22 protein-coding genes are annotated in these 22,478 nt (G+C 35.5%); 13 read left to right on the top strand and 9 right to left on the bottom strand.

Annotated features, from left to right (window positions below; translation table 11 throughout):
• Positions 1-10: 10 nt before the first annotated feature.
• Positions 11-1,351: a dihydroorotase gene (locus HN014_RS05710; protein ID WP_176027923.1), complete on the bottom strand. Its 1,341-nt coding sequence runs from the start codon at positions 1,349-1,351 to the stop codon at positions 11-13.
• A 2-nt stretch (positions 1,352-1,353) separates the two neighbouring features.
• On the bottom strand, positions 1,354-2,085 hold the full coding sequence (locus tag HN014_RS05715; RefSeq protein ID WP_176027924.1) for a polyprenol monophosphomannose synthase: 732 nt from the start codon (positions 2,083-2,085) through the stop codon (positions 1,354-1,356).
• A 185-nt stretch (positions 2,086-2,270) separates the two neighbouring features.
• On the opposite strand from HN014_RS05715, the gene HN014_RS05720 reads away from it, so the two are divergent.
• Both HN014_RS05720 and HN014_RS05725 read left to right on the top strand, forming a co-directional pair.
• On the top strand, positions 2,271-2,927 hold the full coding sequence (locus HN014_RS05720; RefSeq protein WP_176027925.1) for a DUF4271 domain-containing protein: 657 nt from the start codon (positions 2,271-2,273) through the stop codon (positions 2,925-2,927).
• 34 nt (positions 2,928-2,961) lie between these two features.
• Positions 2,962-3,708 carry a uroporphyrinogen-III synthase gene (locus tag HN014_RS05725; RefSeq protein ID WP_176027926.1) on the top strand — a complete coding sequence of 249 codons (747 nt, stop codon included), beginning with the start codon at positions 2,962-2,964 and terminating at the stop codon, positions 3,706-3,708.
• 140 nt (positions 3,709-3,848) lie between these two features.
• Here HN014_RS05725 and pckA read toward each other — a convergent pair whose 3' ends face one another.
• Both pckA and HN014_RS05735 read right to left on the bottom strand, forming a co-directional pair.
• On the bottom strand, positions 3,849-5,405 hold the full coding sequence (gene pckA, locus HN014_RS05730) for a phosphoenolpyruvate carboxykinase (ATP) (protein WP_176027927.1): 1,557 nt from the start codon (positions 5,403-5,405) through the stop codon (positions 3,849-3,851).
• Positions 5,406-5,476: 71 nt separating this feature from the next.
• Positions 5,477-5,860, bottom strand: coding sequence for a DUF423 domain-containing protein (locus tag HN014_RS05735; protein WP_176027928.1), 384 nt, complete (start codon positions 5,858-5,860; stop codon positions 5,477-5,479).
• A gap of 153 nt (positions 5,861-6,013) precedes the next feature.
• Here HN014_RS05735 and HN014_RS05740 point away from each other — a divergent pair, with 153 nt between their 5' ends.
• The 3 genes from HN014_RS05740 to HN014_RS05750 all read left to right on the top strand — a co-directional run bounded on the left by HN014_RS05740 (position 6,014) and on the right by HN014_RS05750 (position 8,675).
• Entirely contained in the window at positions 6,014-7,384 is a 1,371-nt protein-coding gene (locus HN014_RS05740; protein WP_176027929.1) for a saccharopine dehydrogenase family protein, read from the top strand.
• 79 nt (positions 7,385-7,463) lie between these two features.
• Entirely contained in the window at positions 7,464-7,934 is a 471-nt protein-coding gene (locus HN014_RS05745) for an Lrp/AsnC ligand binding domain-containing protein (RefSeq protein ID WP_176027930.1), read from the top strand.
• A gap of 327 nt (positions 7,935-8,261) precedes the next feature.
• Positions 8,262-8,675: a carboxypeptidase-like regulatory domain-containing protein gene (locus HN014_RS05750; protein ID WP_176027931.1), complete on the top strand. Its 414-nt coding sequence runs from the start codon at positions 8,262-8,264 to the stop codon at positions 8,673-8,675.
• A gap of 139 nt (positions 8,676-8,814) precedes the next feature.
• On the opposite strand, the gene HN014_RS05755 is transcribed toward HN014_RS05750, so the two are convergent.
• The 4 genes from HN014_RS05755 to HN014_RS05770 form a co-directional block, all read right to left on the bottom strand.
• The gene (locus tag HN014_RS05755; RefSeq protein ID WP_176027932.1) at positions 8,815-9,507 is read right to left on the bottom strand and encodes a zinc metallopeptidase; all 693 of its coding nucleotides are present in this window, start codon (positions 9,505-9,507) and stop codon (positions 8,815-8,817) included.
• A 101-nt stretch (positions 9,508-9,608) separates the two neighbouring features.
• Positions 9,609-10,724, bottom strand: a complete 1,116-nt coding sequence (ald, locus tag HN014_RS05760; RefSeq protein WP_176027933.1) for an alanine dehydrogenase — start codon at positions 10,722-10,724, stop codon at positions 9,609-9,611.
• 204 nt (positions 10,725-10,928) lie between these two features.
• Positions 10,929-13,757, bottom strand: a complete 2,829-nt coding sequence (gene leuS / locus HN014_RS05765; RefSeq protein ID WP_176027934.1) for a leucine--tRNA ligase — start codon at positions 13,755-13,757, stop codon at positions 10,929-10,931.
• A 123-nt stretch (positions 13,758-13,880) separates the two neighbouring features.
• A complete protein-coding gene (locus HN014_RS05770; protein ID WP_176027935.1) occupies positions 13,881-14,804 on the bottom strand; it encodes a ketopantoate reductase family protein in 924 nt (307 codons plus the stop codon).
• Positions 14,805-14,993: 189 nt separating this feature from the next.
• On the opposite strand from HN014_RS05770, the gene HN014_RS05775 reads away from it, so the two are divergent.
• The 7 genes from HN014_RS05775 to HN014_RS05805 all read left to right on the top strand — a co-directional run bounded on the left by HN014_RS05775 (position 14,994) and on the right by HN014_RS05805 (position 19,769).
• Positions 14,994-15,872 (top strand): ABC transporter permease, encoded by an 879-nt coding sequence (locus HN014_RS05775; RefSeq protein WP_176027936.1) that lies wholly within the window; start codon positions 14,994-14,996, stop codon positions 15,870-15,872.
• Between the two features lie 3 nt (positions 15,873-15,875).
• A complete protein-coding gene (gene lgt / locus HN014_RS05780) occupies positions 15,876-16,688 on the top strand; it encodes a prolipoprotein diacylglyceryl transferase (RefSeq protein WP_176027937.1) in 813 nt (270 codons plus the stop codon).
• Between the two features lie 5 nt (positions 16,689-16,693).
• Positions 16,694-17,098, top strand: coding sequence for a hypothetical protein (locus HN014_RS05785; RefSeq protein ID WP_176027938.1), 405 nt, complete (start codon positions 16,694-16,696; stop codon positions 17,096-17,098).
• Positions 17,082-17,342 (top strand): DUF3098 domain-containing protein, encoded by a 261-nt coding sequence (locus HN014_RS05790; protein WP_176027939.1) that lies wholly within the window; start codon positions 17,082-17,084, stop codon positions 17,340-17,342. The genes HN014_RS05785 and HN014_RS05790 overlap by 17 nt, the downstream gene beginning before the upstream one ends.
• 158 nt (positions 17,343-17,500) lie before the next feature.
• On the top strand, positions 17,501-18,295 hold the full coding sequence (locus HN014_RS05795; protein WP_176027940.1) for an undecaprenyl-diphosphate phosphatase: 795 nt from the start codon (positions 17,501-17,503) through the stop codon (positions 18,293-18,295).
• Between the two features lie 7 nt (positions 18,296-18,302).
• Entirely contained in the window at positions 18,303-19,010 is a 708-nt protein-coding gene (gene truB, locus HN014_RS05800; RefSeq protein ID WP_176027941.1) for a tRNA pseudouridine(55) synthase TruB, read from the top strand.
• Between the two features lie 33 nt (positions 19,011-19,043).
• Positions 19,044-19,769: a hypothetical protein gene (locus HN014_RS05805; RefSeq protein ID WP_176027942.1), complete on the top strand. Its 726-nt coding sequence runs from the start codon at positions 19,044-19,046 to the stop codon at positions 19,767-19,769.
• Positions 19,770-19,777: 8 nt separating this feature from the next.
• Here the strand turns inward: HN014_RS05805 and HN014_RS05810 are convergent, their stop codons facing one another.
• Positions 19,778-20,395, bottom strand: coding sequence for a thioredoxin family protein (locus HN014_RS05810; RefSeq protein WP_176027943.1), 618 nt, complete (start codon positions 20,393-20,395; stop codon positions 19,778-19,780).
• A gap of 313 nt (positions 20,396-20,708) precedes the next feature.
• Here HN014_RS05810 and HN014_RS05815 point away from each other — a divergent pair, with 313 nt between their 5' ends.
• Positions 20,709-22,466 (top strand): leucine-rich repeat domain-containing protein, encoded by a 1,758-nt coding sequence (locus HN014_RS05815; RefSeq protein WP_303246392.1) that lies wholly within the window; start codon positions 20,709-20,711, stop codon positions 22,464-22,466.
• The last annotated feature ends 12 nt before the right edge of the window (positions 22,467-22,478 follow it).

A 22,478-nucleotide genomic window follows, 5' to 3' on the forward strand; every position in this document is an offset into this window, starting at 1 on the left:
CCTTAAAGGTTTATCGGTCAAAAGTCAAACGTTTTCCGTTTTTAATCCCTGATACCGTAAAGTTTTCATACACTACACTTCCATTAACCAATGTATGAGTTATTCTGGACTTGAAAGTACTCCCCTCAAAAGGAGACCACCCACACTTGTATAGAATATTATCTTTATTAACTGTCCATGGAGCATTTAGATCTACCAATACTGCATCGGCGAAATAACCTTCTTTGATATATCCTCTTTTTTCTACCTGAAATAAAATAGCTGGATTGTGACACATCTTCTCTACTATTTTTTCCAATTTTATTTTCCCCTGATGATACAATTCTAACATAGCTGGTAGTGCATGCTGTACCAGAGGTCCCCCAGAAGGGGCTTTCGTATACACATTGTCTTTCTCCTCGGCAGTATGTGGTGCATGATCCGTAGCAATAACATCTAGTTTATCCATCAACAATCCTTCTAACAACGCATCTCTATCCGCTGCTGTTTTTACAGCTGGATTCCATTTGATCAATGTCCCTTTTTCTTTATAATCTTCATCCGAAAACCATAAGTGATGAATACAAACCTCTGCTGTAATTTTCTTTTCCTGCAAAGGAATTGTATGATCAAACAAAGCTAATTCCTTCGCTGTAGATAAATGAAACACATGTAATCTGGCACCTGTTTTTTTAGCTAATGCTACTGCTCTTGAAGACGATAAATAACAAGCCTCTTCACTTCTTATTACCGGATGCAATTCAATCGGAATATCATCTCCGTATTTTTCTTTATATACTTTGGTGTTTTCTCTAATAGTTTCTTCATCTTCGCAATGTACCGAAATTAACAAATCCGTAGATGCAAAGATCTTTTCCAAAACCTCTGGATTATCCACCAGCATATTTCCTGTAGAGGATCCTAAAAACAATTTTAGTCCGGCCACATTTTTGGAATCCACTTTCATAATTTCCTCCAGATTATCATTTGTCCCTCCAAACATAAAAGAATAGTTTGCATAGCTACTCTCTGCCGCTATCGAAAACTTAGCTTCTAATTTTTCTATTGTTGTGGTTTGAGGCACGGTATTGGGCATCTCTATAAAAGACGTAATTCCTCCTGCGATTGCAGCTTTAGATTCTGTCTCAATAGTTGCCTTATGCGTTAATCCCGGCTCTCTAAAATGTACCTGATCATCGATAACTCCCGGTAACAAGTACTTCCCTTCTGCATCAATAATTAACACATCAGGAGACTTGGCACTAATTTGCGATGCGATTTCTTTAAAAACACCATCTTCTATATAAACATCTCCATTAAAAATCGTTCCTTCATTAACGATATTAGCATTCTTAATTAGTACTTGTTGCATGATTATATTTCGTATAAATTAAATAAACTTTTTATCTTCATTTTTAGCACTCCAAAAACAGCTTCAGAAATAATTCCTTTACTCATCTTAGAGGTTCCTCTGGTTCTATCGGTAAAAATCACTGGAATTTCTTTTATTTTAAACTTCAGTAAATAGGCTTTGAATTTCATTTCTATCTGAAAAGCATACCCCATAAATTGAATTTTGTCCAGTCGTATCTTTTCCAACACTTCTCTTTTATAACAGATAAATCCGGCAGTTGTGTCATGAATATCCATCCCTGTTATAAACCGGACATATTTAGAAGCCCCCCAGGATAATAGCACTCTGGTCATTGGCCAATTTACTACATTGACTCCTGTCACATATCGAGACCCTATTGCTACATGTGATGTCCCCTTAGCACAAGCATTATACAAGCGTATCAAATCATTAGGATTATGAGAGAAATCTGCATCCATTTCGAAAACAAACTCATAGGATCGCTCTAATGCCCACTTAAATCCAGTAATATAAGCAGTTCCCAATCCTAGCTTTCCTTTTCTTTCTTTCAAAAAAAGACGATCTGGAAACTCTTTTTGTAATTCTTTGACACAAACAGCCGTTCCATCAGGAGAATTATCATCAACAATAAGAATATCAAACCTACGCTGTAACGAAAACACATTTCTTATAATACGTTCTACATTTTCTATTTCATTATAGGTAGGAATAATTACGATAGCATCTACCATTTAGGCTCTTTTCCGGCAAATATAATTAAATATTCACAAGGTTTTTTAGTCTGTTTCGCTCAACAATTATGATTTTTGAAGATCGCTCCTGAAAGAAAGATCTCAAGGAAATGTGCTAACCGTATAAATTGTACGCTATAATATTTTACCATATAATATCTAAAGCGTAATTTTATCGCTGAATTATGGATATGATTACCCGTCACATATCGGACACCAATTGGATCACTATTGCATTGCTTTTTTGCTTCGTTTTTTTAGCCATTGCAAAAACAATCGATGCTCCTCAGTTTAACGATTTTATCAGGCTGTTCAACACCAGTAAATATATTACATTGCATCAAAAACCTAAGCGTTTATCCTCTTCTTTTAATGCCATGCTTATATTGGCGCAAATCATTTCCATCTCCTTATTTGCTTTCATCTGTTTTAACACCTTGAAATGGAACTCTCATTCGCAGGATTTCATTTTTTTTATTAAAATAATGACGATTTACGGATTATTTGTAATCGGAAAAATGCTAGTTGAAAAAATATTTGGAACTGTTTTTTCGATAGATGAGATCATTGAGGACTATATTTTTCAAAAAATATCCTACAGAAATTTCATAGGACTTATTTTATTACCAGTTGACATTATACTGACATACACAGTATCCCCTACACATTTACTGGTTTCTATCATTCTTTTTTCGACCCTTCTTATCAACCTTATCATCCTTCTTATGATCTACAAAAAGAATGAAAACGTTATTTTAAACAACTTATTTTATTTTATTTTATATCTTTGCGCCTTTGAAATTGCCCCGTATTTTATGCTGTTTAAGCTTATTGCCCGATAAACCTTAAACTTAAAACTTATGAAAATTAAGTAATATGAAAGTGAAAACAATTTTGGTCTCGCAGCCAGAGCCTAAAGTAGAGAATTCACCTTACTTTGAGCTTGAAGAAAAAGAAAAGGTAAAAATTGATTTTATACCATTCATTCATGTTGAGGGTGTTGACGCCAAAGAGGTACGACAACAAAAGGTAGATTTATCACAATACACTGCGATTATTCTTACAAGTCGCAATGCAGTAGATCATTTTTTCAGAATTGCTGAAGAGATGCGCTATAAAGTACCGGATAGCCTTAAATATTTTTGTCAAAGTGAAGCTGTAGCTTACTACTTACAGAAATATGTTGTCTACAGAAAACGAAAAATTTACGTAGGAAAAAGAACCTTTCAGGAATTATCTCCTATGATAAAGAAATACAAAAACGAAAAGTTTTTACTTCCTTCTTCTGACAAATTAAAGAAAGAAATTCCTGAAACCTTAGATGGATTAAAGGTCAACTGGAAACAAGCGGTTTTCTACAGAACTGTTGTTAGCGATCTATCAGATCTAAGAGATGTATTTTATGATATTCTGGTTTTCTTCAGCCCTTCTGGTATTCAGTCGCTTTTCGAGAATTTTCCAGATTTTCAGCAAAACAACACTAGAATTGCCGTGTTCGGAAACTCTACCATTAAAGCTGCAAAAGCCCACGGATTGGATGTAAACATACAAGCACCAACCCCTGAAACCCCATCAATGACGATGGCGCTTCAGAAATACATTAAAGAAGTGAATAAAAAATAAATGCTTTTTTTAATTAGTGACACTATCATTAATAAACAAATAAGAAACATAAAAAGAAAGGGAGTGAAAAATTTCACTCCCTTTCTTTTTATCAAAAAATGTGTCGAAAGCTAACACGACACATTTTTCTCTACACTATGTTATTTAAATTGTTCAAAGTTTTTCTCAAAAGAAGCTAACAACTCTTCTGCCTTTGCATCATAAGCCTCCTTATCTTCCCATGTATTTCTAGGATTAAGAATCTCTGATGGCACTTCTGGACAAGTTTCCGGAACACTTAGACCAAAATGCTTATCCTCTATATAAGAAACATCTGTCAGCTCTCCATTCAAGGCTGCATTAATCATCGCTCTTGTATACCTAAGCTTCATACGACTTCCCGTACCATAAGCTCCTCCTGTCCATCCAGTATTCACCAGCCAAACATTAGCTCCTGTTTTTTCAATTTTATCCATTAGCATATCTCCATATTCTTTGGGATGTAATGGCATAAACGGAGCTCCGAAACAAGCTGAAAAACTTGGCTTTGGCTCATTGATTCCTGCTTCTGTCCCTGCTACCTTAGCAGTATAACCACTAATGAAATGAAAAGAAGCCTGCTCTTTAGTCAATTTAGAAATCGGAGGCAATACCCCAAAAGCATCTGCAGTCAAAAAGAAAATATTCTCTACTGTTTTCCCTTTACTTGGGGTCTTAATATTTTCGATATGATGAATCGGATAACTCACTCTTGTATTCTGAGTAATTGTACTATTAGTATAATCAACAACTCCTTCACTATCTATAATTACGTTTTCCAGCAACGCATCTTTCTTTATCGCTCCATAAATCTCAGGCTCTTTTTCCTGAGAAAGATCGATCACCTTGGCATAACATCCTCCTTCAAAATTAAAAACTGTATTCTCTTCCGTCCAGGCATGCTCATCATCTCCAATCAGTTTTCTCTTAGGATCTGTAGACAAGGTTGTTTTTCCTGTACCAGATAATCCAAAAAACAATGCTGTAGTACCATCTTTCCCTTCATTAGCAGAACAATGCATAGGAAGACAGTTTCTCTCTACAGGAAGAATAAAGTTTAAAGCTGAAAAAATTCCTTTTTTAATTTCTCCGGTATACCCTGTCCCTCCTATTAAAGCTATCTTTTTTTCAAAGTTCAGGATTGCAAAATTGTGCTGACGTGTTCCGTCTACAGAGGCATCCGCCATAAAACCGGGAGCATTAACAATCAACCAATCTGGAGCAAATCCTTCTAATTCCTCCTCGGTTGGTCTCAAAAACATGTTATAGGCAAACATATTAGACCATGGATACTCATTTACCACTCGGATATTTAACCTATACGCATCATCTGCACAGGCGTAACTATCTCTCACAAAAACTTCCTTGCCGGAAAGATAAGCTGTTACCTTAGCATATAGCGCATCAAATTTGTCTTTATCAAAAGGAATATTGATATCTCCCCACCAAACTTTATCAGCAGTAATATCATCTTTGACAATAAAACGATCCATAGGAGAACGACCTGTAAACTCCCCTGTATTTACAGCAAGAGCTCCTGATTCTGTAATCCTTCCCTGTCCTTTTAATACCGTTTCTTCCTGAAGCTCATCTGTCGACAATTGATACCTCATTGTGGCATTCTCAATACCATAATTTTCTAACGAAAACCTTTTCGTAATTGGATCTCGTGATTCCATAAAAAAATATGTTGTGTTAGTTATATGTATCGACAAAATTAGGAATAATTAATTCACTACCACTAAAAAAATCACTTTATCTTAATAATAGCCCGTAAAAATAAAAACCACCCAACGATTAACAAGCTTCCTCCAATAGGGGTTACAAACCCTATTCCTGATAAATCAATCCCTAATGACTGATCTACAACCAGTAAGTAAATAGATCCTGAAAACAATACCATTCCCATAGTAAAAAGATAAAATATACTTTTTTTCCTTTGTTCTTCTATTTTGGACATACTTCCCAGCACCAATAATACAATTGCGTGATACATTTGATACCTAACTCCTGTATTAAAAGAGTCAACTGCTGCTAAGTCCACTATTTTTTTTAAACCATGAGCTCCGAAAGCTCCCAGAATAACCGCCAACATACCAGCAACAACCCCTGTAATCAAAATTGCTTTATTCATTGTTTTTTTTACCTAATTTGATTATATTCTATCTGTTTTTCATAAATAAAGACAAAAATTTTAATGAAACACAATTAACACTTAGTGATATCGAACTTTTTTTTTCCCTTATTTACTACATTCGTATCAAAGTTATCAAAATTCTTATGAAGTATGCGAAAGATATTGGTTATTGGTGCAGGTAAGTCTACTGCTGTTTTAATAAAATATTTACAGGACAAATCTGTCACTGAAAATCTACATATTACTATTGGGGACATTTCTTTAGAAAACGCCAAAAAACTAGAAGCTAACCACCCTAATACAACTGCTATTTTATTAGATGTTTTCAAGAGCGACTCTCGGAAAGCAGCTATCAAAAATGCAGATATTGTTGTTTCTATGCTCCCCGCGAGATTTCATATAGAAGTTGCAAAAGATTGCCTGCAATACAACAAATCAATGGTAACAGCCTCATATGTAAGTGAAGAAATGCAAGCCTTAGATAAAAAAGCCAAGGAAAAAGGATTGTTATTTATGAATGAAATAGGTCTTGATCCGGGAATCGATCATATGAGTGCTATGCAGGTATTAGATCGCATCAGAAAACAAGGAGCTAAGGTTGTTCTTTTTGAATCCTTTACCGGAGGACTTGTCGCTCCCGAAAGCGATACCAATTTATGGAATTACAAATTCACTTGGAATCCCAGAAATGTGGTTGTTGCCGGACAGGGAGGTGCTGCAGAATTTCTTCAAGAAGGCACCTATAAATACATTCCATATCACAAACTTTTTAGAAGGACTGAATTTCTGGAAATAGAAGAATACGGAGGATTTGAAGCCTATGCCAACAGAAACTCCCTAAAATACCAAAGCATTTACGGACTTGATGATATTCTAACACTTTATAGAGGAACTATTCGAAAAATAGGGTTCTCCAGAGCCTGGAATACATTTGTACAACTAGGAATGACCGCTGATGATTACACAATTGAAAACTCCGAAAATATGAGTTACAGGGAGTTCACCAATTCTTTCCTGGCATATTCTCCTACAGATTCCGTAGAATTAAAACTAAGACATTATCTAAAAATTGATCAGGATGATATTATGTGGGCTAAGCTAATCGAGTTAGACCTCTTTAATCCTGATAAAAAAATAGGCATTCCTAATGCTACCCCTGCTCAAATCCTTCAAAAAATATTAATGGACAAATGGACATTAGACGAAGGAGATAAAGACATGATCGTTATGTATCACAAATTTGGATACGAGATCAATGGTGAGCAAAAACAAATCGATGCTACCATGGTCAGTATAGGAGAAGATCAGACATATACAGCTATGGCACGAACAGTAGGACTACCAGTAGCAATGGCAACCCTAAGAATTCTAAACAAGGAAATAACACTTACCGGGGTTCAAATCCCTATACAGGAACAAGTATATAAACCTATCCTCAAAGAATTAGAGGAATACGGAATCATTTTTAAAGAAAAAGAATGTGAATATCTCGGGTACAACCCTAATAGAGTAACCGGCTAATCATTACATATCTTTTAAAAAAATTAAATCAACCCAAGCATCAAATTAATATTTTGATCATTACCGCACCACCCACCCTATGAAGAATCAAGGAAATAGTATAAAAATAGATGGTACAGACAAAGAGATTTTACGAAATCTTATGGAAGATGCCAGAAGACCCATCTTAGAGATTGCCCGAAAAATAAACATCTCGGGAGCAGCCATCCATCAACGCTTAAGAAAACTGGAAGCTTCTGGACTTATTGCAGGATCCAAATTTATTATAGATCCTAAAATATTAGGGTACAAAACTATGGCATTTGTCGGAGTATACTTAGACAAAGCCGTCAGCAACCCAAAAGCTGTTAAACAATTAGAAGAAATTCCTGAAGTAATCGAATGCCATTATACTACCGGAAACTGGTCTATCTTTATCAAAATCCTTTGTAAAGACAACGAACATCTCATGACTGTATTAAATAAAAACATTCAGGCAATCGAAGGGGTTTCCAGAACAGAGACTTTTATATCACTGGATCAGCAAATCGACAGGCAAATAAAGATATAATCCGCCCCCACTATAAAAAATGTTTTTCAATTTCCACCTCTTGAGGACATAAACATCTCGATTAGTCTCGAAAGAAAAATCTTATTTTTAACTCAATTTTAATACTTAAACAAGGGTAAAAACGTACTTAAAAACTTTTACACAAAAACACAACAAACTGAAAAACAATGATTAACAAAAGTGTTTAATGAAAATATTCTCAAAAAAAATGAACATTTTAAAAACCAAAAGAATCGGTTAAACTTCTCACAAAAAAAGAAAGCATTTTCATTTTTTAATACTTTCGCATTCACAGTAACTATTTAAAAACCGTCTAAATAAAAAGAAATGAATTCTTATTTTTTCTTCTTTATTCTACTCATATCCACCTGTTCATTGTTTGGACAGCGAACGTATGATATACACGGACAAATACTGAAAGAAAACACAGAGGCTCCTATACCTGGAACAACTATATTTTTTAGCTCTAAAGGTAATTTTTACGGAACTTCTACAGATGAAAATGGGTATTTCCAGATAAATAATTTATCAAAAGGAACCTATGAAATCGCTATTAACGATTCTAATTATCAATCCAAAAAAGAAACTATTATCGTAACAGATAATAACGAACCGTTGCTTTTCTTTTTAACCCCTATTATATCCATATCAGAAAAAACAACTCATCAGCTTTCTTTTCAAAAAGATAATCACAAGAATCAAAACAAACAACAAAGAACGCTTCCTAAAGAAGAAGAATAGACAGAAGCATTATCAACCTTTACCCCAAGTAATATGCACTTAGCATTTACGAAGTGTTGATATACAAGAAGAACCTCAACATTGATTTCCCCTATTCTCAAGTTGAGGCTTCTTCTATTTGTTTTTTACGTACTACTTTTTAATCTCTCCTTCCTAAAAAGATGGAGATGAAATACAGAAGCGTTGCTATAGATCCCAGTGCAGCTACCACATATGTTCTTGCTGCCCATTTTAAAGCATCTTTTGCCGCTCCATGTTCTTCTTTTGTCAGAGTATTGGTATTTTCTAACCAGGCTAATGCCCGGTTACTCGCATCGTACTCGACAGGTAATGTAATTACACTAAACAAAGTTGTCATCGCAAACAATACAATCCCTGCCAGAAATACAGTACTTCCTATTGCCGAAGCTGAAGCCGTAAGAACCAGCCCAGCCATAATCACAATATTAGAAAACTTTCCCGCTATACCAACTACAGGCACAATCTTAGACCTCATTGTCAACCAGCTATAAGCCGTCGCATGTTGAACCGCATGACCACATTCATGTGCTGCCACTGCTGCTGCTGCTGCATTTCTTTGATTATATACTCCTTCACTAAGATTCACTGTCTTATTCATTGGATTATAGTGATCTGTCAACATACCAGGAGTAGAAATCACTTTTACATCATATATCCCATTATCATGCAACATTTTTGTCGCGATCTCATGACCACTTAACCCATTAGACAGATACATGTTAGAATATTTTTTGAATTTGCTTTTCAAACGACTACTCACCAAGGAGCTTACCAAAAAAATGATTCCTCCAAGAATATAATATCCCATCATAATTACATAATTTTACATTGTTACTTGCTAATATAATAACAAAAACCTCGCCGTAAGCGAGGTTTTTATATAAATTATAGAAATCTATTGTCCTTTGTTTCTTAGTTCAGATATGTTTCAACATCTTTTAACGGAAGATCAAAAGCCTCTGAAATTGCAGGATATACAACATCTCCATTAATAACATTTAATCCTTTTTTCAAAGGTTCGTTATCTGCACATGCTGCTTTCCATCCCTTATTTGCCAATTGTACAGCGTATGGCAAAGTGACATTTGTCAGTGCCAAAGTTGACGTATATGGCACAGCACCAGGCATATTCGCCACAGAATAATGTACTACATCGTCAATAATGTAGATAGGATCCTGATGTGTAGTAGGTTTTGTGGTTTCAAAACATCCTCCCTGATCAACAGCTACATCAACCACTACAGTTCCCGGTCTCATATCTTTCAACATATCTTTGGTGATCAACTTTGGAGCTTTTGCTCCTGGAATCAACACTCCTCCGATAATCAAATCAGCATTTTTGATATGCTTACGAATGGTATATTCATTAGAATACTCAGTATTCACATTTGCCGACATTACATCATCTAAGTAGCGCAAACGCTTCATACTAATATCAAGTATTGTGACATCGGCTCCCATACCAGCAGCCATCTTAGCCGCTTGTGTCCCTACAACTCCTCCTCCAAGTACTAATACTTTTGCAGGAGCAACTCCTGGAACACCTCCAAGAAGAATTCCTCTTCCCTTTAATGGTTTTTCCAAATATTTAGCTCCTTGCTGGATAGACATTCTTCCTGCCACCTCACTCATAGGAGTCAATAACGGCAAGCTTCTATCAGCTTCTTCAACTGTTTCATAAGAAACACATACAGATCCGCTTTCGATCATTGCCTTTGTCAATGGCTCACTTGATGCAAAGTGGAAATACGTGAAAACTAGTTGATCTTTTTTAATCAATGAATATTCTGGTTCAATAGGCTCTTTTACTTTGATAATCATCTCAGCAATGCTATATACCTCCTCAATAGTAGGTAATATTTTAGCACCTGCCTCAACATATTCTTCGTCACTAAACCCGCTTTGAACTCCAGCTGTATGCTGAACATATACAGTGTGACCATTTTTAACAAGCTCCATTGCTCCGGCAGGGGTTAACCCAACCCTGTTCTCGTTATTTTTGATCTCCTTAGGAACACCTATTATCATATTTTTATTTTTTTGCCGAAATTATGTTATTTAAAGAAAATACACAATAAAAAAAAAGCTAAAATTGAAGATTTGATAATTTACAATCACTCCTTTTCGAAACAGCTTTATCCCCCTTCTATAGACAGGTTACCTCTTAAAAAAAGCAGGAGATATACAACCAATACCCCCTGCTTTTCTCGTTTTTATTTTTATAAAAATAGCTTATCCCACAATATTGACAATCTTACCTGGGACTACTATTACTTTTTTAGGACTACGACCTGCTAACTGTTGCTGCGTTTTTTCGTGAGCCATTACTTCTTTTTCTATTTCCTCTTTACTCATTTCTAATGACAACTCCATTGTAAAACGAGTTTTCCCATTAAATGATATTGGATAATTTTTAGTACTTTCTACAAGGTGTGCTGCTTCAAATTTTGGGAAAGAAGCGGTAGAAATTGAAGCTTCATTTCCTATCAGACTCCACAATTCTTCTGCTACATGGGGAGCATATGGAGCAATTAATACCAATAATGGTTCTAGCACTTCTTTGCTATTGCATTTCTGAGCAGTCAATTCATTCACTGCGATCATAAATGTACTAACCGAGGTATTAAATGAAAAGTTTTCGATGTCTTCTTCTACCTTCTTAATAGTTTTATGTAATGTCTTCAGGTTATCCTTTGTCGGAGCTGTTTCAGAAACAACATGTCCTTCTTCTCCAATATATAATTTCCACAATTTTTTCAGGAAATTATGTACTCCGGTTATCCCTGCTGTATTCCATGGTTTTGCTTGCTCTAACGGTCCTAAAAACATCTCATATAATCGAAGAGTATCCGCTCCATATTCATTACAAATATCATCTGGATTCACAACATTAAACCATCTTTTGGACATTTTTTCCACTTCTCTTCCTACAAGATATTTTCCGTCTTCTAATTCGAATTCCGCATCAGCAAATTGTGGTTGCCATTGCTTTAGTCCATCGATATCAAGTTCATCCGATGCATTAATCAGGTTCACATCTACACGTAGCGCCTCTGTCTCATATGAAGACGCCAAACCTTTGGATACATATTTATTAGTACCGCTAACTCTATACACTAACGCACTGGTACCCAAAATCATTCCTTGGTTAATCAGTTTTTTAAAGGGCTCTTCTACACTTATAAAACCTCGGTCCTTTAAAAACTTTGTCCAAAATCGAGAATATAACAAATGACCTGTCGCATGTTCGCTTCCTCCTATATACAAATCAACATTCTCCCAATAAGACAACGCTTCTTCTGAAGCAAATTCTTCTTTATTCAAAGGATCCATATATCGAAACAAATACCATGAACTTCCAGCCCATCCTGGCATCGTATTTAATTCTAACGGAAATACTGTAGTGTGGTCAACTAAATCATTAGACACTACTTTATGTGCTTTGGTATCCCAAGCCCAGGCATCTGCTCTTCCTAACGGAGGCTCTCCTGTCTCTGTTGGCAGGTATTTCTCTACTGCCGGCAATTCTATCGGCAAATACTCTTTTTCAATCATTTGGGGCATCCCATCTACATAATACACAGGAAACGGCTCTCCCCAATATCGCTGGCGACTAAAAACCGCATCTCTCAATCTATAATTCGTCTGTCCTTTTCCCTGACCAATCTCTTCTAAGGACGAAATTGCTTTTTTAGTCGCTTCTTTATAGTTCAATCCATCTAAGAAATCGGAATTTGCAATAATTGTTTTCTCTTTATCTACGAATGCCGCTTCTGATATATCTGCATCCGCAAAAATATTCTTAATAACAGGCATTCCTTCTTTTCCTGAAAAGAAGTTCGCAAAATCATAATCTCTTTGATCTCCGCAAGGAACTGCCATTACAGCCCCGGTACCATATCCTGCTAGTACATAGTCCCCAATCCATATCGGGATTGGTTCTTTACTGAAAGGGTGCTCTGCATAAGCTCCGGTAAAAACTCCACTGATTGTTTTCACATCAGCCATACGTTCTCTTTCGCTTCTTTTTGACGTAGCTTCTACATAAGCTTCTACTGCTTCTTTTTGTGCTTCTGTAGTAATTTTTGCAACCAATTCATGTTCTGGTGCCAAGGTCATAAAAGTAACCCCAAAGATCGTATCAGGTCGAGTAGTAAACACCTCTATTGTATCTTCAAAATTCTTTATATCAAAAGTAACGCTTGCTCCTACCGATTTCCCTATCCAGTTTCGCTGAGATTCTTTTAAGGAATCTGTCCAATTAATAGTATTCAACCCTTGGAGCAATCGTTCTGCATATGCAGAAATACGCATACTCCATTGGGTCATTTTTTTTCTGATTACAGGATATCCTCCCCGCTCAGAAACTCCATTAACAATCTCATCATTTGCTAACACTGTTCCTAACTGAGGGCACCAGTTTACCTCAGTTTCTGCCAGGTAGGTTAATCTATATGTAAGTAATACTGCTTGTTTTTCTTTATCTGAATACGCATTCCATTCTCCCGCAGAAAAAGTCTGTATTGCATCATCACATGCAGCTTTTACTTCTTTATTTCCTTCTTTCTCGAATATGGCAATCAAATCACTAATCGGTTTTGCCATATTATCTTTAAGATCATACCAGGAGTCAAACAATTGAATAAAAATCCATTGAGTCCACTTATAATAAGCTGCATCACTGGTTCTTACTTCTCTACTCCAATCAAACGAAAATCCGATCTTATCCAGCTGTTCACGGTATCTAGCTATATTATCTTTGGTAGTGATGGCAGGATGCTGTCCTGTTTGTATAGCATATTGCTCTGCTGGAAGCCCAAAAGAATCATACCCTTGCGGATGCAAGACATTAAATCCTTTATGGCGTTTGTATCTCGCATAGATATCACTAGCGATATATCCGAGAGGATGCCCTACATGCAACCCTGCTCCAGAGGGATATGGAAACATATCCAAAACATAGAATTTTTCTTTTTCACTAGCATTTTCAGCCTTAAAAGTACCTTTTTCAGCCCAATATGCTTGCCATTTGGCTTCTATCTTGTTAAAATCGTATTTCATCAACCTGGTTTTTCAGTCCGCAAATTTACAATTTTATAAGAGTATTTCAGCGCTTCCTTATTTTTCTTATGACGAAGTAGCCCTAGTACTTCTCTAAAAACGGACAAAAATCAGAACTCACAACTATTTTCTTGCTTTTTCTTCCATCGGTTTTAGACAATAGTAAACAAATTTATTGGCTGGGGTCTCTACCCCTAATCGTTTTCCTTCTTTGACAATATACCCATTAAAGTCTTCTAACTCTGAAGGTCTCCCTTCTAAAATATCTCTTTGTGTAGATGCCGTAGAATCAAAAGGTTGTCCTGCTATAAAATCCATAGTAGCGGATACTGCGGTTTCTTCTAAGTTGACTTTTTTAGCTTTTGCTACCTGATAAATTTCACTGACAACCATCGCTAATATTTTTCGCAACTCCATATCTGAATACATCTCTCCAATAGTTGCCCTTGTCAAAGCACCTAATCCACTGACAGCTGCTATAAACATAAATTTTCTCCAGATGGCTACATTAATATCGTCTGCAATTTTATTTTTTATTCCTGCTGTATCAAAAATGCGTTTTACTTTTTCTAATTTTTCGGATTCTTTGTTAAACACATTTCCAAAAATGATTTCCGGAGGAAATCCAAAATGCAAAATTGTTCCCGGGGATTCTATTTTGCTATAGATTTTACACAGTCCCCCCAGGATATGCTCCGTTTTGAGTTCCTGTTCTAGTTTCTCTACATTATCTGCCCCATTTTGTAAAGGGATTACAACTGTATCTTCTTTTAAGATAGGTTGTATTTGTCGGGCGGCTTCACGCACCTGCCAAGATTTTGTACAAACCAGAATCACATCTGCTTTCTCTACTATATCAATATTATTAGTTACCTGATAAGGTTTTACACTAAAATCCCCCTCAATACTCTTAACGACTAATCCTTTCTTTTTTATCGCTTCAAGATGTTTCCCTCTAGCCAAAAGCGTTACTTTCTGACCGGAATAAGCAATTTTACCTCCAAAATATCCTCCAACACCCCCAACACCTATAATAACTGTATGCATGTCTTTTTAATTTAAATAAATATTTTCTTTAGGTTACATTTTTCTATAACAGCTTCTCAATAATTAGCTAATTTTTAAGTTTATAATTTATTTAGTAAATTATCAATGTATAAAACATAAAGAGTATTTTTTTCTTGAGATCTGTAATTAACTATTCTTTATTATTTTTACCCCATAAAAATACATTTTATGAGTTCATCTTTCGATAGGTATCAAAAGCGAAGATTAATCTCTTCTTATTTTTCTGTTGTCATAAGTATATCTCTCGTACTTTTCTTACTAGGTCTCTTGGGTCTATTAGTCTTAAATACTAAAAAAGTAGCGGATCATTTTAAGGAAAAAATTGCCTTAACCATTTACCTAAAAGACAGTACCAAAGATGTCGAAATAAAACAATTAGAAAAGAGCCTGGCTTTGGCTGAATATACAAAATCAACAACTTTTATTTCTAAAGATCAAGCTGCAGAAGTGCACAGTAAAGATATTGGTGAGAATTTCATGGATTTTCTGGGATACAATCCATTACAAAACAGTATTGATGTCAACTTAAAAGCCGCTTATGTAGATGCTGCCAAAATCGCGGAAATTAGTGCTACTATCTCAAAAAAAGAGTTTGTGGACGAGGTTATCTATGACAAACCATTAATTTCTCTTCTGAATGACAATATTAAACGTATTAGTTTCTGGGTATTACTTGCCAGCGGAATTTTTACATTTATTGCGGTATTATTAATCAACAGTTCTATCCGATTGTCTGTCTACTCTAAGCGCTTTATTATAAAAACGATGCAAATGGTAGGGGCTACTAAAAAATTTATTCGTCGTCCTTTTGTATGGAAAAGTGTACGCTTAGGTATGATTGGCGCTATTGTTGCTATTGCGGGAGTCGGAACCGTTTTATATTACCTGAACGAAGCCTTCCCAGAACTTGCTTTACTTAACGATACGATCTTACTCGCTATTCTATTTATAGGGGTTTTTATCATAGGAGTTGTCATTACCTGGATTAGTACATACATTGCCACACAACGTTTTCTAAATCTCAGAACGGACGATCTTTATTACTAGATTATGGGACCTATTCACTGGAATATCGACCCTGAGATTACAACACTTTTTGGTGTACTCCCACTACGCTATTATGGTATTTTATTCGTAGCAGGAATTCTTCTGGCATATCAAGTTATAAAGAAAATCTACATTTCAGAAAATATCCCCCTCAAGGACTTAGATAAACTAGCTACTTACATCCTTCTGGGTACCTTAATAGGAGCGCGATTAGGGCATTGTATTTTTTATGACTTCTCGTATTTTTACCATCATCCTTTAGAAATTTTTCTTCCGGTAAAAATAACGAATAGCGGATGGCATTATACCGGTTTCTCTGGATTAGCAAGTCACGGAGCTGCCATCGGTATTTTGGTTGGAATTACCTTGTACACCATAAAAACAAAAACATCTTTCTTATGGGCTATCGACAGAGTAGCTTTGATTATTCCTGTTACTGCTTTTTTTATCAGAATAGGAAATTTTATGAATTCTGAGATTTACGGAAAACCTACTCAAGGAAATTATGGGGTTATTTTTATGAAGGATGATTTAATCCCTCGACACCCAACTCAATTATACGAAGGTTTCTCATACCTAATCATTTTTGGCGTATTATGGTTCCTTTACAAAAAGAAAAAAATTGTAGAGCAGAAAGGATATTTATTTGGCCTGTTCTTAGTTCTTATGTTTTCTGCCAGGTTTATCATTGAGTTTTTCAAGGAAAACCAAGCTTCTTTTGAAGAGAATATGATTATAAATATGGGGCAGTTATTAAGTCTACCTTTTATATTTACCGGAATCATTCTAAGCCTGATGAGCAAAAAAGACCTTTAGTTACTATGAAAAAATTCGCAAAAGTATACTTCATAATCATGTCCTTTCTGTTTATCATTTTCTTATGGATCGTGATACAAACATTCAAACCTGTACGCAATGTAGAACCTGAAGATGTTATGCTAATATCTGGTATTGTCGAACGTATTTATGAAGCTCCCGGAGACGACATAGCAATAAAGATTCAGGGAGATGATCATTATTACTACATCAACAGAGGCTTACAACATCAATTAAAATTAGATGTACTCCAACCACTTCTTCTGAATAAAAAAGTTACTTTGTATTCTATTAAAAGATGGACTATCTTTACCCGAGATTGCAACATGGGACATATATCCAAGTTGATAATAGACGAGCAGGTAATTTTTAATGAAATAAACAACGACACTCATGAAAAAACAATCTAAAACACCATCACAATCTGATTTTGTCTTTAGAAAGAAAAACTATATTGTTATGGCGATAGGTCTGGGCGTAATCGCATTAGGTTTTATTCTCATGGCTGGTGGTGGTAGTGATGATCCTGCTGTTTTTAATCCTGAAATTTATAATTTCAGAAGAATTCGGCTTGCTCCTATGATTGTATTACTTGGATTTGGTATTGAAGCCTATGCCATATTACTTGATCCTGACAAAAAAAAGAAAAAGTAGCTCTCTTCTGTTTCTCATCGTTTTTTACAGTGCATTCTCTTCTTATTTTTTAAGTTTCTTTGAGATTAGTAAGTATATTTGCAGACCTTAATCAATACGCACAAATCTACCGACCCTCTGATACTGACAGAGCAACGTAGCTATATAGCAATATACACATGGAAATTTTAGACGCAATTATCTTAGGAATTATTCAGGGACTTACAGAATTCTTACCTGTTTCTTCTAGTGGTCATTTAGAACTGGGAAAAGCTATTTTGGGAGCAGAAAGCATTCCAGAAGAGTCATTACTGGTCACCGTTGTTTTACATTTTGCTACTGCACTAAGCACCATTGTTATTTTTAGAAAAGACATTCTGGATATCTTTAAGGGCTTATTCGCTTTCAAAAAAAATGAGGAAACTCTTTTTTCATTTAAGATCCTCATTTCTATGATTCCTGCTATTATTATTGGAGTATTTTTTGAAGAAGAACTAGAACAGTTGTTTGGAGGTAACATCCGATTTGTAGGGTACATGCTTCTGGTTACCGCTGTCCTTCTCTGGTTGGCTGACAAGGCAAAAGATACGTTGAAATCTATAAGTACCTCAAATGCCCTGGTAATCGGAATTGCTCAGGCAATAGCAATGTTGCCAGGAATTTCTAGAAGTGGTGCTACGATTTCCACCTCTGTCTTACTAGGAAATGACAAAACCAAGGCTGCTCGTTTCTCCTTTCTAATGGTAATTCCATTAATTTTTGGTAAAATTGCTAAAGATCTTTTGGGTGGGAAAATTGATTTCGCTAATGCTAATATCCTTCCTTTGACTATTGGCTTTATTGCTGCCTTTTTATCTGGGTTAGTAGCCTGCACGTGGATGATCTCTTTGGTTAAAAAAAGCAAGTTATCATATTTTGCCTTATATTGTATCATAGTTGGACTAATTGCCATCGGCTTTAGTTTTATAAAATAACCCCCAAATGCTAACCGAACAAGATTATAAAGATGGTCAGGTAATTCTAATTGACAAACCTCTGGAATGGAGTTCTTTTCAGGTAGTCAATAAAATTAGATGGCATATCCGAAAAAAATTCAACCTAAAAAAAATAAAGGTTGGTCATGCTGGTACTCTTGATCCTCTTGCTACAGGTTTACTTGTCCTTTGCACAGGAAAATTCACTAAAAAACTTCAGGATTTTCAAGGGCAAATAAAAGAATATACCGGTACTATTACACTGGGAGCAACAACTCCTTCCTATGACCTGGAGACTGAAATCAATCAAACATATCCTACAGAACATATTACAGCAGAAATTGTAAAAAAAACTACAGAACAGTTTTTGGGTGATATCGATCAATACCCTCCTGTTTTTTCTGCTTTAAAAAAAGATGGAAAACGATTGTATGAATATGCCAGAGAAGGAGAAGCTGTTGAAATAAAATCCAGAAAAATTACAATTAGCGAATTCGAAATTACCCGAATCGAATTGCCGGAGGTAGATTTTAGAGTTGTATGCAGCAAAGGTACCTATATCAGATCATTAGCTAATGATTTTGGAAAAGCATTACATAGTGGCGGATATCTGAGTGCATTAAGAAGAACCAAAATAGGAGACTTTTCTACCGAAAAGGCACTTACTATAGAAGAATTTGAAGCCTTATTAACCCCTGAAATAAGCAATCCATAAAATATTGTCATAGAAACAGAGTTTACTTTACTGATGAATTTCATAGAAAAATATAAAGCCTTAATTATTACTTCCCTTCTCATGGGGATTTTACTACTTGGGCTATACAACATTCATATGCTGGGCACCTCCAATAACAAAGGAGAAATGCTAGTCGAACTTCCCGTAGAAGATATTATGGAAGAGCTAGAAAAAGAAAAGGAGGAACTGGATCCTATACAGGAACAACGAAAACTCATTGCTGCTAAACGCACACACAATGCCTATAATGAAGATTTTGAAGATCCTGATGATACTTCTTTTGAAGACCGTTTAAAAGCACTTACAGAAAGTCCTATCGCCGAATCTTCTGAGGATGGTCCGAATAATCTGGGAGATGTTTCTACAGAAGAAGACAAAGAAAAAGAAGAAGAAGAAACTCCTGAACAAACCAATACCGATACCAATAAGCAAAAACAAAAAACTAACGAAACCAATAACAGAAATAGTTCCCTCACCTTTACCCTAAAGGGAAGAAAAGCAATCGATCTCCCCAATCCAATATATACATGTCAGGGAAGCGGTAAAGTCGTTGTAAAAGTTCAGGTAAATGCCAATGGCTATGTATCTCATAGCAAAGTAGACAAAAAAAACTCTACAACCAGAAACGAATGCCTTTTTGACAATGCCTTAGATTATGCAAATCAAGCTATTTTTTCTGCTTCCGAAGTAAAGGAACAAAAAGGCACTATTACGTATTATTTTAACTACAGTGAATAACCCCCTAATTAGGCTAATAATCCACTGAGGTCGTTTACTATATTTTCCCCTTTGTCTTTGTTATACCATACCTGAAGATCTTCTTTGAACTGGGCATCCAAACCTCCGTGTTTTTCTTTATAATCATTAACCATTTTTGTTGCTGTCGATGGTCTTGGTCCCCATGTTCCGATAATTTCTCTGTTAGAGTTGTCAATCGCAATCAGCTTAGGAATTGCCTTCCCTCCATTTGTCAAAAAATGACTCATTAGCGCATCATTCTCATCTCTCAACACAATCCTAAGATCAATCCCTTCATTAATTTCTGCTACTTTGTTTATAACCGGTAAAGACTGAGCTGCATCTCCACACCAACCTTCTGAAAGCACTAACCATGTAACATCCAGTTTCTTTGCTTTAATGCCAGATGCTATTGTTTCATCTATTTTGATCGTCTTATCTAATCGTTTCATCCTACGATTATTTAACGTACTATAATTTAACAAGTCTTCTGTCTGTTCTTTTGCTGTAGATTTTCCTTCCGAAATTAAGTCATTCACTAATGTTCTATAATCTGAATAGCTTCTGGAGTTTTTAATTCCTTCATCAATCAATTGATTGACAGATAATGTTGATGTTTCTTTCATAATACTGGCGTGTTTCTTTATTTTTTTATTTAGTTCGAAAAAAATGATGGAAACTTACGCATTTAATTATTATTCTTTTGTTAAAAAGAAGCCTGTTGTTTAACAAATAATTAATAGTATTGGATAAGTGCTTATTTTTACATCTACTAAGAAATAACAGCTTCCTCAAAACTCATTACTTACAAAAAAAACACCTATCAAGCTATTTTACCACATATTATTCTCTTTTATTCTCATACATTGTACAAATGCTCAAGAGACAAAAAAGTATCGCTCATTATCTGAAGCGCTATTACATAAAGAGCAGGTTTATATCCTTGATTTGTCATACCGGCAACTGGATAAACTTCCATCGTCAATTGGCAGCTTCCGCAATCTTCAATATCTATTCCTGGAAGGAAATCAACTTTCTTCATTACCCGCTTCCATAAAGCAGCTAACCAGACTAAAAGAGCTCAATCTAAGTGATAATCAACTTAAAAAAATCCCTGAAGAGCTCAGCACAATGAATGCCCTGAAAAAATTAAACCTAAATAATAATCTTCTCACCTCATTTCCACTAGCTATCTGTGGGCTCAAAAATCTGGAAAAACTATTTATCAGAAAAAACAAATTAGCACAACTCCCCACTGCTATCAGCAACTTAAAAGAACTAAAAATCTTACATCTTGAAGGCAACCGCATTTCTTCATTACCTCATACGATTGGCGACTTACCTTCCTTAAAAGAATTACACTTAGAATGGAATCACATCCAATACCTGCCGAACACTATTGGATCGCTAGAAAAACTGTCTTACCTGAGTGCTTACAATAACAAACTCAAAACACTCCCTCCTTCTATTGGAAATATGCAGCAACTAAAACACTTAATCCTGCACAATAATGCACTTCACTCTATCCCTGAAAGTATTCGGTTACTATCCAATTTAGTATCACTAGAACTACAACAAAACAAAATAACAAAGCTCCCGGATTCCTTACATGGGTTAATGCGACTAGAAAAACTAAATATTTATAAAAATCAGCTAACTGAACTTCCGAATACTTTTGGAAGCCTCCCCAACCTCAAAGAATTCTTTCTTCACCTTAATCATATCGAAAAACTCCCTCCTTCTATTGGAAATTTGACCGCTCTGGAAAAACTCATAGCCAATGACAATTCTCTGATTACCATTCCAGAATCCATCCAGGGGCTTATACACTTAAAAGAACTAAACCTAAGAAACAATTCAATTCAAGCACTCCCTCAGACTATAGGAAACCTAACCGCTTTGCAAACATTATACCTAAACAACAACAACTTACAAACACTCCCTGCTTCTATACAAAGGCTAAACAATTTAAAAGAATTACACCTGATCAGAAACAATCTTCAAAATTTTCCGGATACAGCTTCCGGCTTACAGAAACTGACTCTTTTATTTCTTCAAGAAAACAAACTAACTGTCCTGCCGGAATCTCTGGGAAATATACAAGCATTAACACAGCTTTTTTTAAATAAGAACCAACTTAAAAAGCTCCCTCAGTCTATAGGATCGCTAAAAAACCTAACCCATCTATACGCAACCTATAACCAACTTGTCAGCCTTCCTGAATCCATCGGTACTATGATACGCCTACAGCGGCTTATCATCCATCATAACCAACTCACTTCTTTGCCTGCATCCATAGGTGATATTGCTAACGTTCACATATTATTGGTCTACAACAATCAATTATCCGACATCCCGGATTCTATTGGAAAATTAAAAAAACTCCGGATTTTAAACCTCAACAGAAATCAACTAACCTCTTTACCAGATACCATTGGAGCACTTCAATCGCTGGAAGCATTGTACCTCTCTAAAAACAAACTAACCTCTATCCCGGATACTATTGGCTCATTAACATCGATAAAAACATTATATCTCTTTCACAATTATCTAGAAGCTCTTCCCTCTTCTATTCAACATCTAACTGCTCTTACACAGCTTTTTGCTGCTAAAAATCCTTTTTCACAAGCTGCAAAAGAAAGAATAATACGGTGGCTACCTCATTGTCAGATTCATTTCTTTAATGCTAAATTCTAGAGGGCTTTTTTA

Source organism: Aquimarina sp. TRL1 (assembly GCF_013365535.1).
Classification (GTDB): Bacteria; Bacteroidota; Bacteroidia; order Flavobacteriales; family Flavobacteriaceae; genus Aquimarina; species Aquimarina hainanensis.

Excerpts from the sequence above, each read along its gene's own strand:
- HN014_RS05740 (WP_176027929.1), top strand. The coding sequence starts at position 6,014 with ATGCGAAAGATATTGGTTATTGGTGCAGGTAAGTCTACTGCTGTTTTA.
- HN014_RS05785 (WP_176027938.1), top strand. The coding sequence starts at position 16,694 with ATGAAAAAATTCGCAAAAGTATACTTCATAATCATGTCCTTTCTGTTT.
- HN014_RS05745 (WP_176027930.1), top strand. The coding sequence starts at position 7,464 with ATGAAGAATCAAGGAAATAGTATAAAAATAGATGGTACAGACAAAGAG.
- HN014_RS05750 (WP_176027931.1), top strand. The coding sequence starts at position 8,262 with ATGAATTCTTATTTTTTCTTCTTTATTCTACTCATATCCACCTGTTCA.
- leuS (WP_176027934.1), bottom strand. The coding sequence starts at position 13,757 with ATGAAATACGATTTTAACAAGATAGAAGCCAAATGGCAAGCATATTGG.
- HN014_RS05725 (WP_176027926.1), top strand. The coding sequence starts at position 2,962 with ATGAAAGTGAAAACAATTTTGGTCTCGCAGCCAGAGCCTAAAGTAGAG.
- HN014_RS05770 (WP_176027935.1), bottom strand. The coding sequence starts at position 14,804 with ATGCATACAGTTATTATAGGTGTTGGGGGTGTTGGAGGATATTTTGGA.
- ald (WP_176027933.1), bottom strand. The coding sequence starts at position 10,724 with ATGATAATAGGTGTTCCTAAGGAGATCAAAAATAACGAGAACAGGGTT.
- pckA (WP_176027927.1), bottom strand. The coding sequence starts at position 5,405 with ATGGAATCACGAGATCCAATTACGAAAAGGTTTTCGTTAGAAAATTAT.
- HN014_RS05775 (WP_176027936.1), top strand. The coding sequence starts at position 14,994 with ATGAGTTCATCTTTCGATAGGTATCAAAAGCGAAGATTAATCTCTTCT.
- HN014_RS05755 (WP_176027932.1), bottom strand. The coding sequence starts at position 9,507 with ATGATGGGATATTATATTCTTGGAGGAATCATTTTTTTGGTAAGCTCC.
- lgt (WP_176027937.1), top strand. The coding sequence starts at position 15,876 with ATGGGACCTATTCACTGGAATATCGACCCTGAGATTACAACACTTTTT.
- HN014_RS05810 (WP_176027943.1), bottom strand. The coding sequence starts at position 20,395 with ATGAAAGAAACATCAACATTATCTGTCAATCAATTGATTGATGAAGGA.
- HN014_RS05710 (WP_176027923.1), bottom strand. The coding sequence starts at position 1,351 with ATGCAACAAGTACTAATTAAGAATGCTAATATCGTTAATGAAGGAACG.
- HN014_RS05735 (WP_176027928.1), bottom strand. The coding sequence starts at position 5,860 with ATGAATAAAGCAATTTTGATTACAGGGGTTGTTGCTGGTATGTTGGCG.
- HN014_RS05805 (WP_176027942.1), top strand. The coding sequence starts at position 19,044 with ATGAATTTCATAGAAAAATATAAAGCCTTAATTATTACTTCCCTTCTC.
- HN014_RS05790 (WP_176027939.1), top strand. The coding sequence starts at position 17,082 with ATGAAAAAACAATCTAAAACACCATCACAATCTGATTTTGTCTTTAGA.
- HN014_RS05715 (WP_176027924.1), bottom strand. The coding sequence starts at position 2,085 with ATGGTAGATGCTATCGTAATTATTCCTACCTATAATGAAATAGAAAAT.
- truB (WP_176027941.1), top strand. The coding sequence starts at position 18,303 with ATGCTAACCGAACAAGATTATAAAGATGGTCAGGTAATTCTAATTGAC.
- HN014_RS05795 (WP_176027940.1), top strand. The coding sequence starts at position 17,501 with ATGGAAATTTTAGACGCAATTATCTTAGGAATTATTCAGGGACTTACA.
- HN014_RS05720 (WP_176027925.1), top strand. The coding sequence starts at position 2,271 with ATGGATATGATTACCCGTCACATATCGGACACCAATTGGATCACTATT.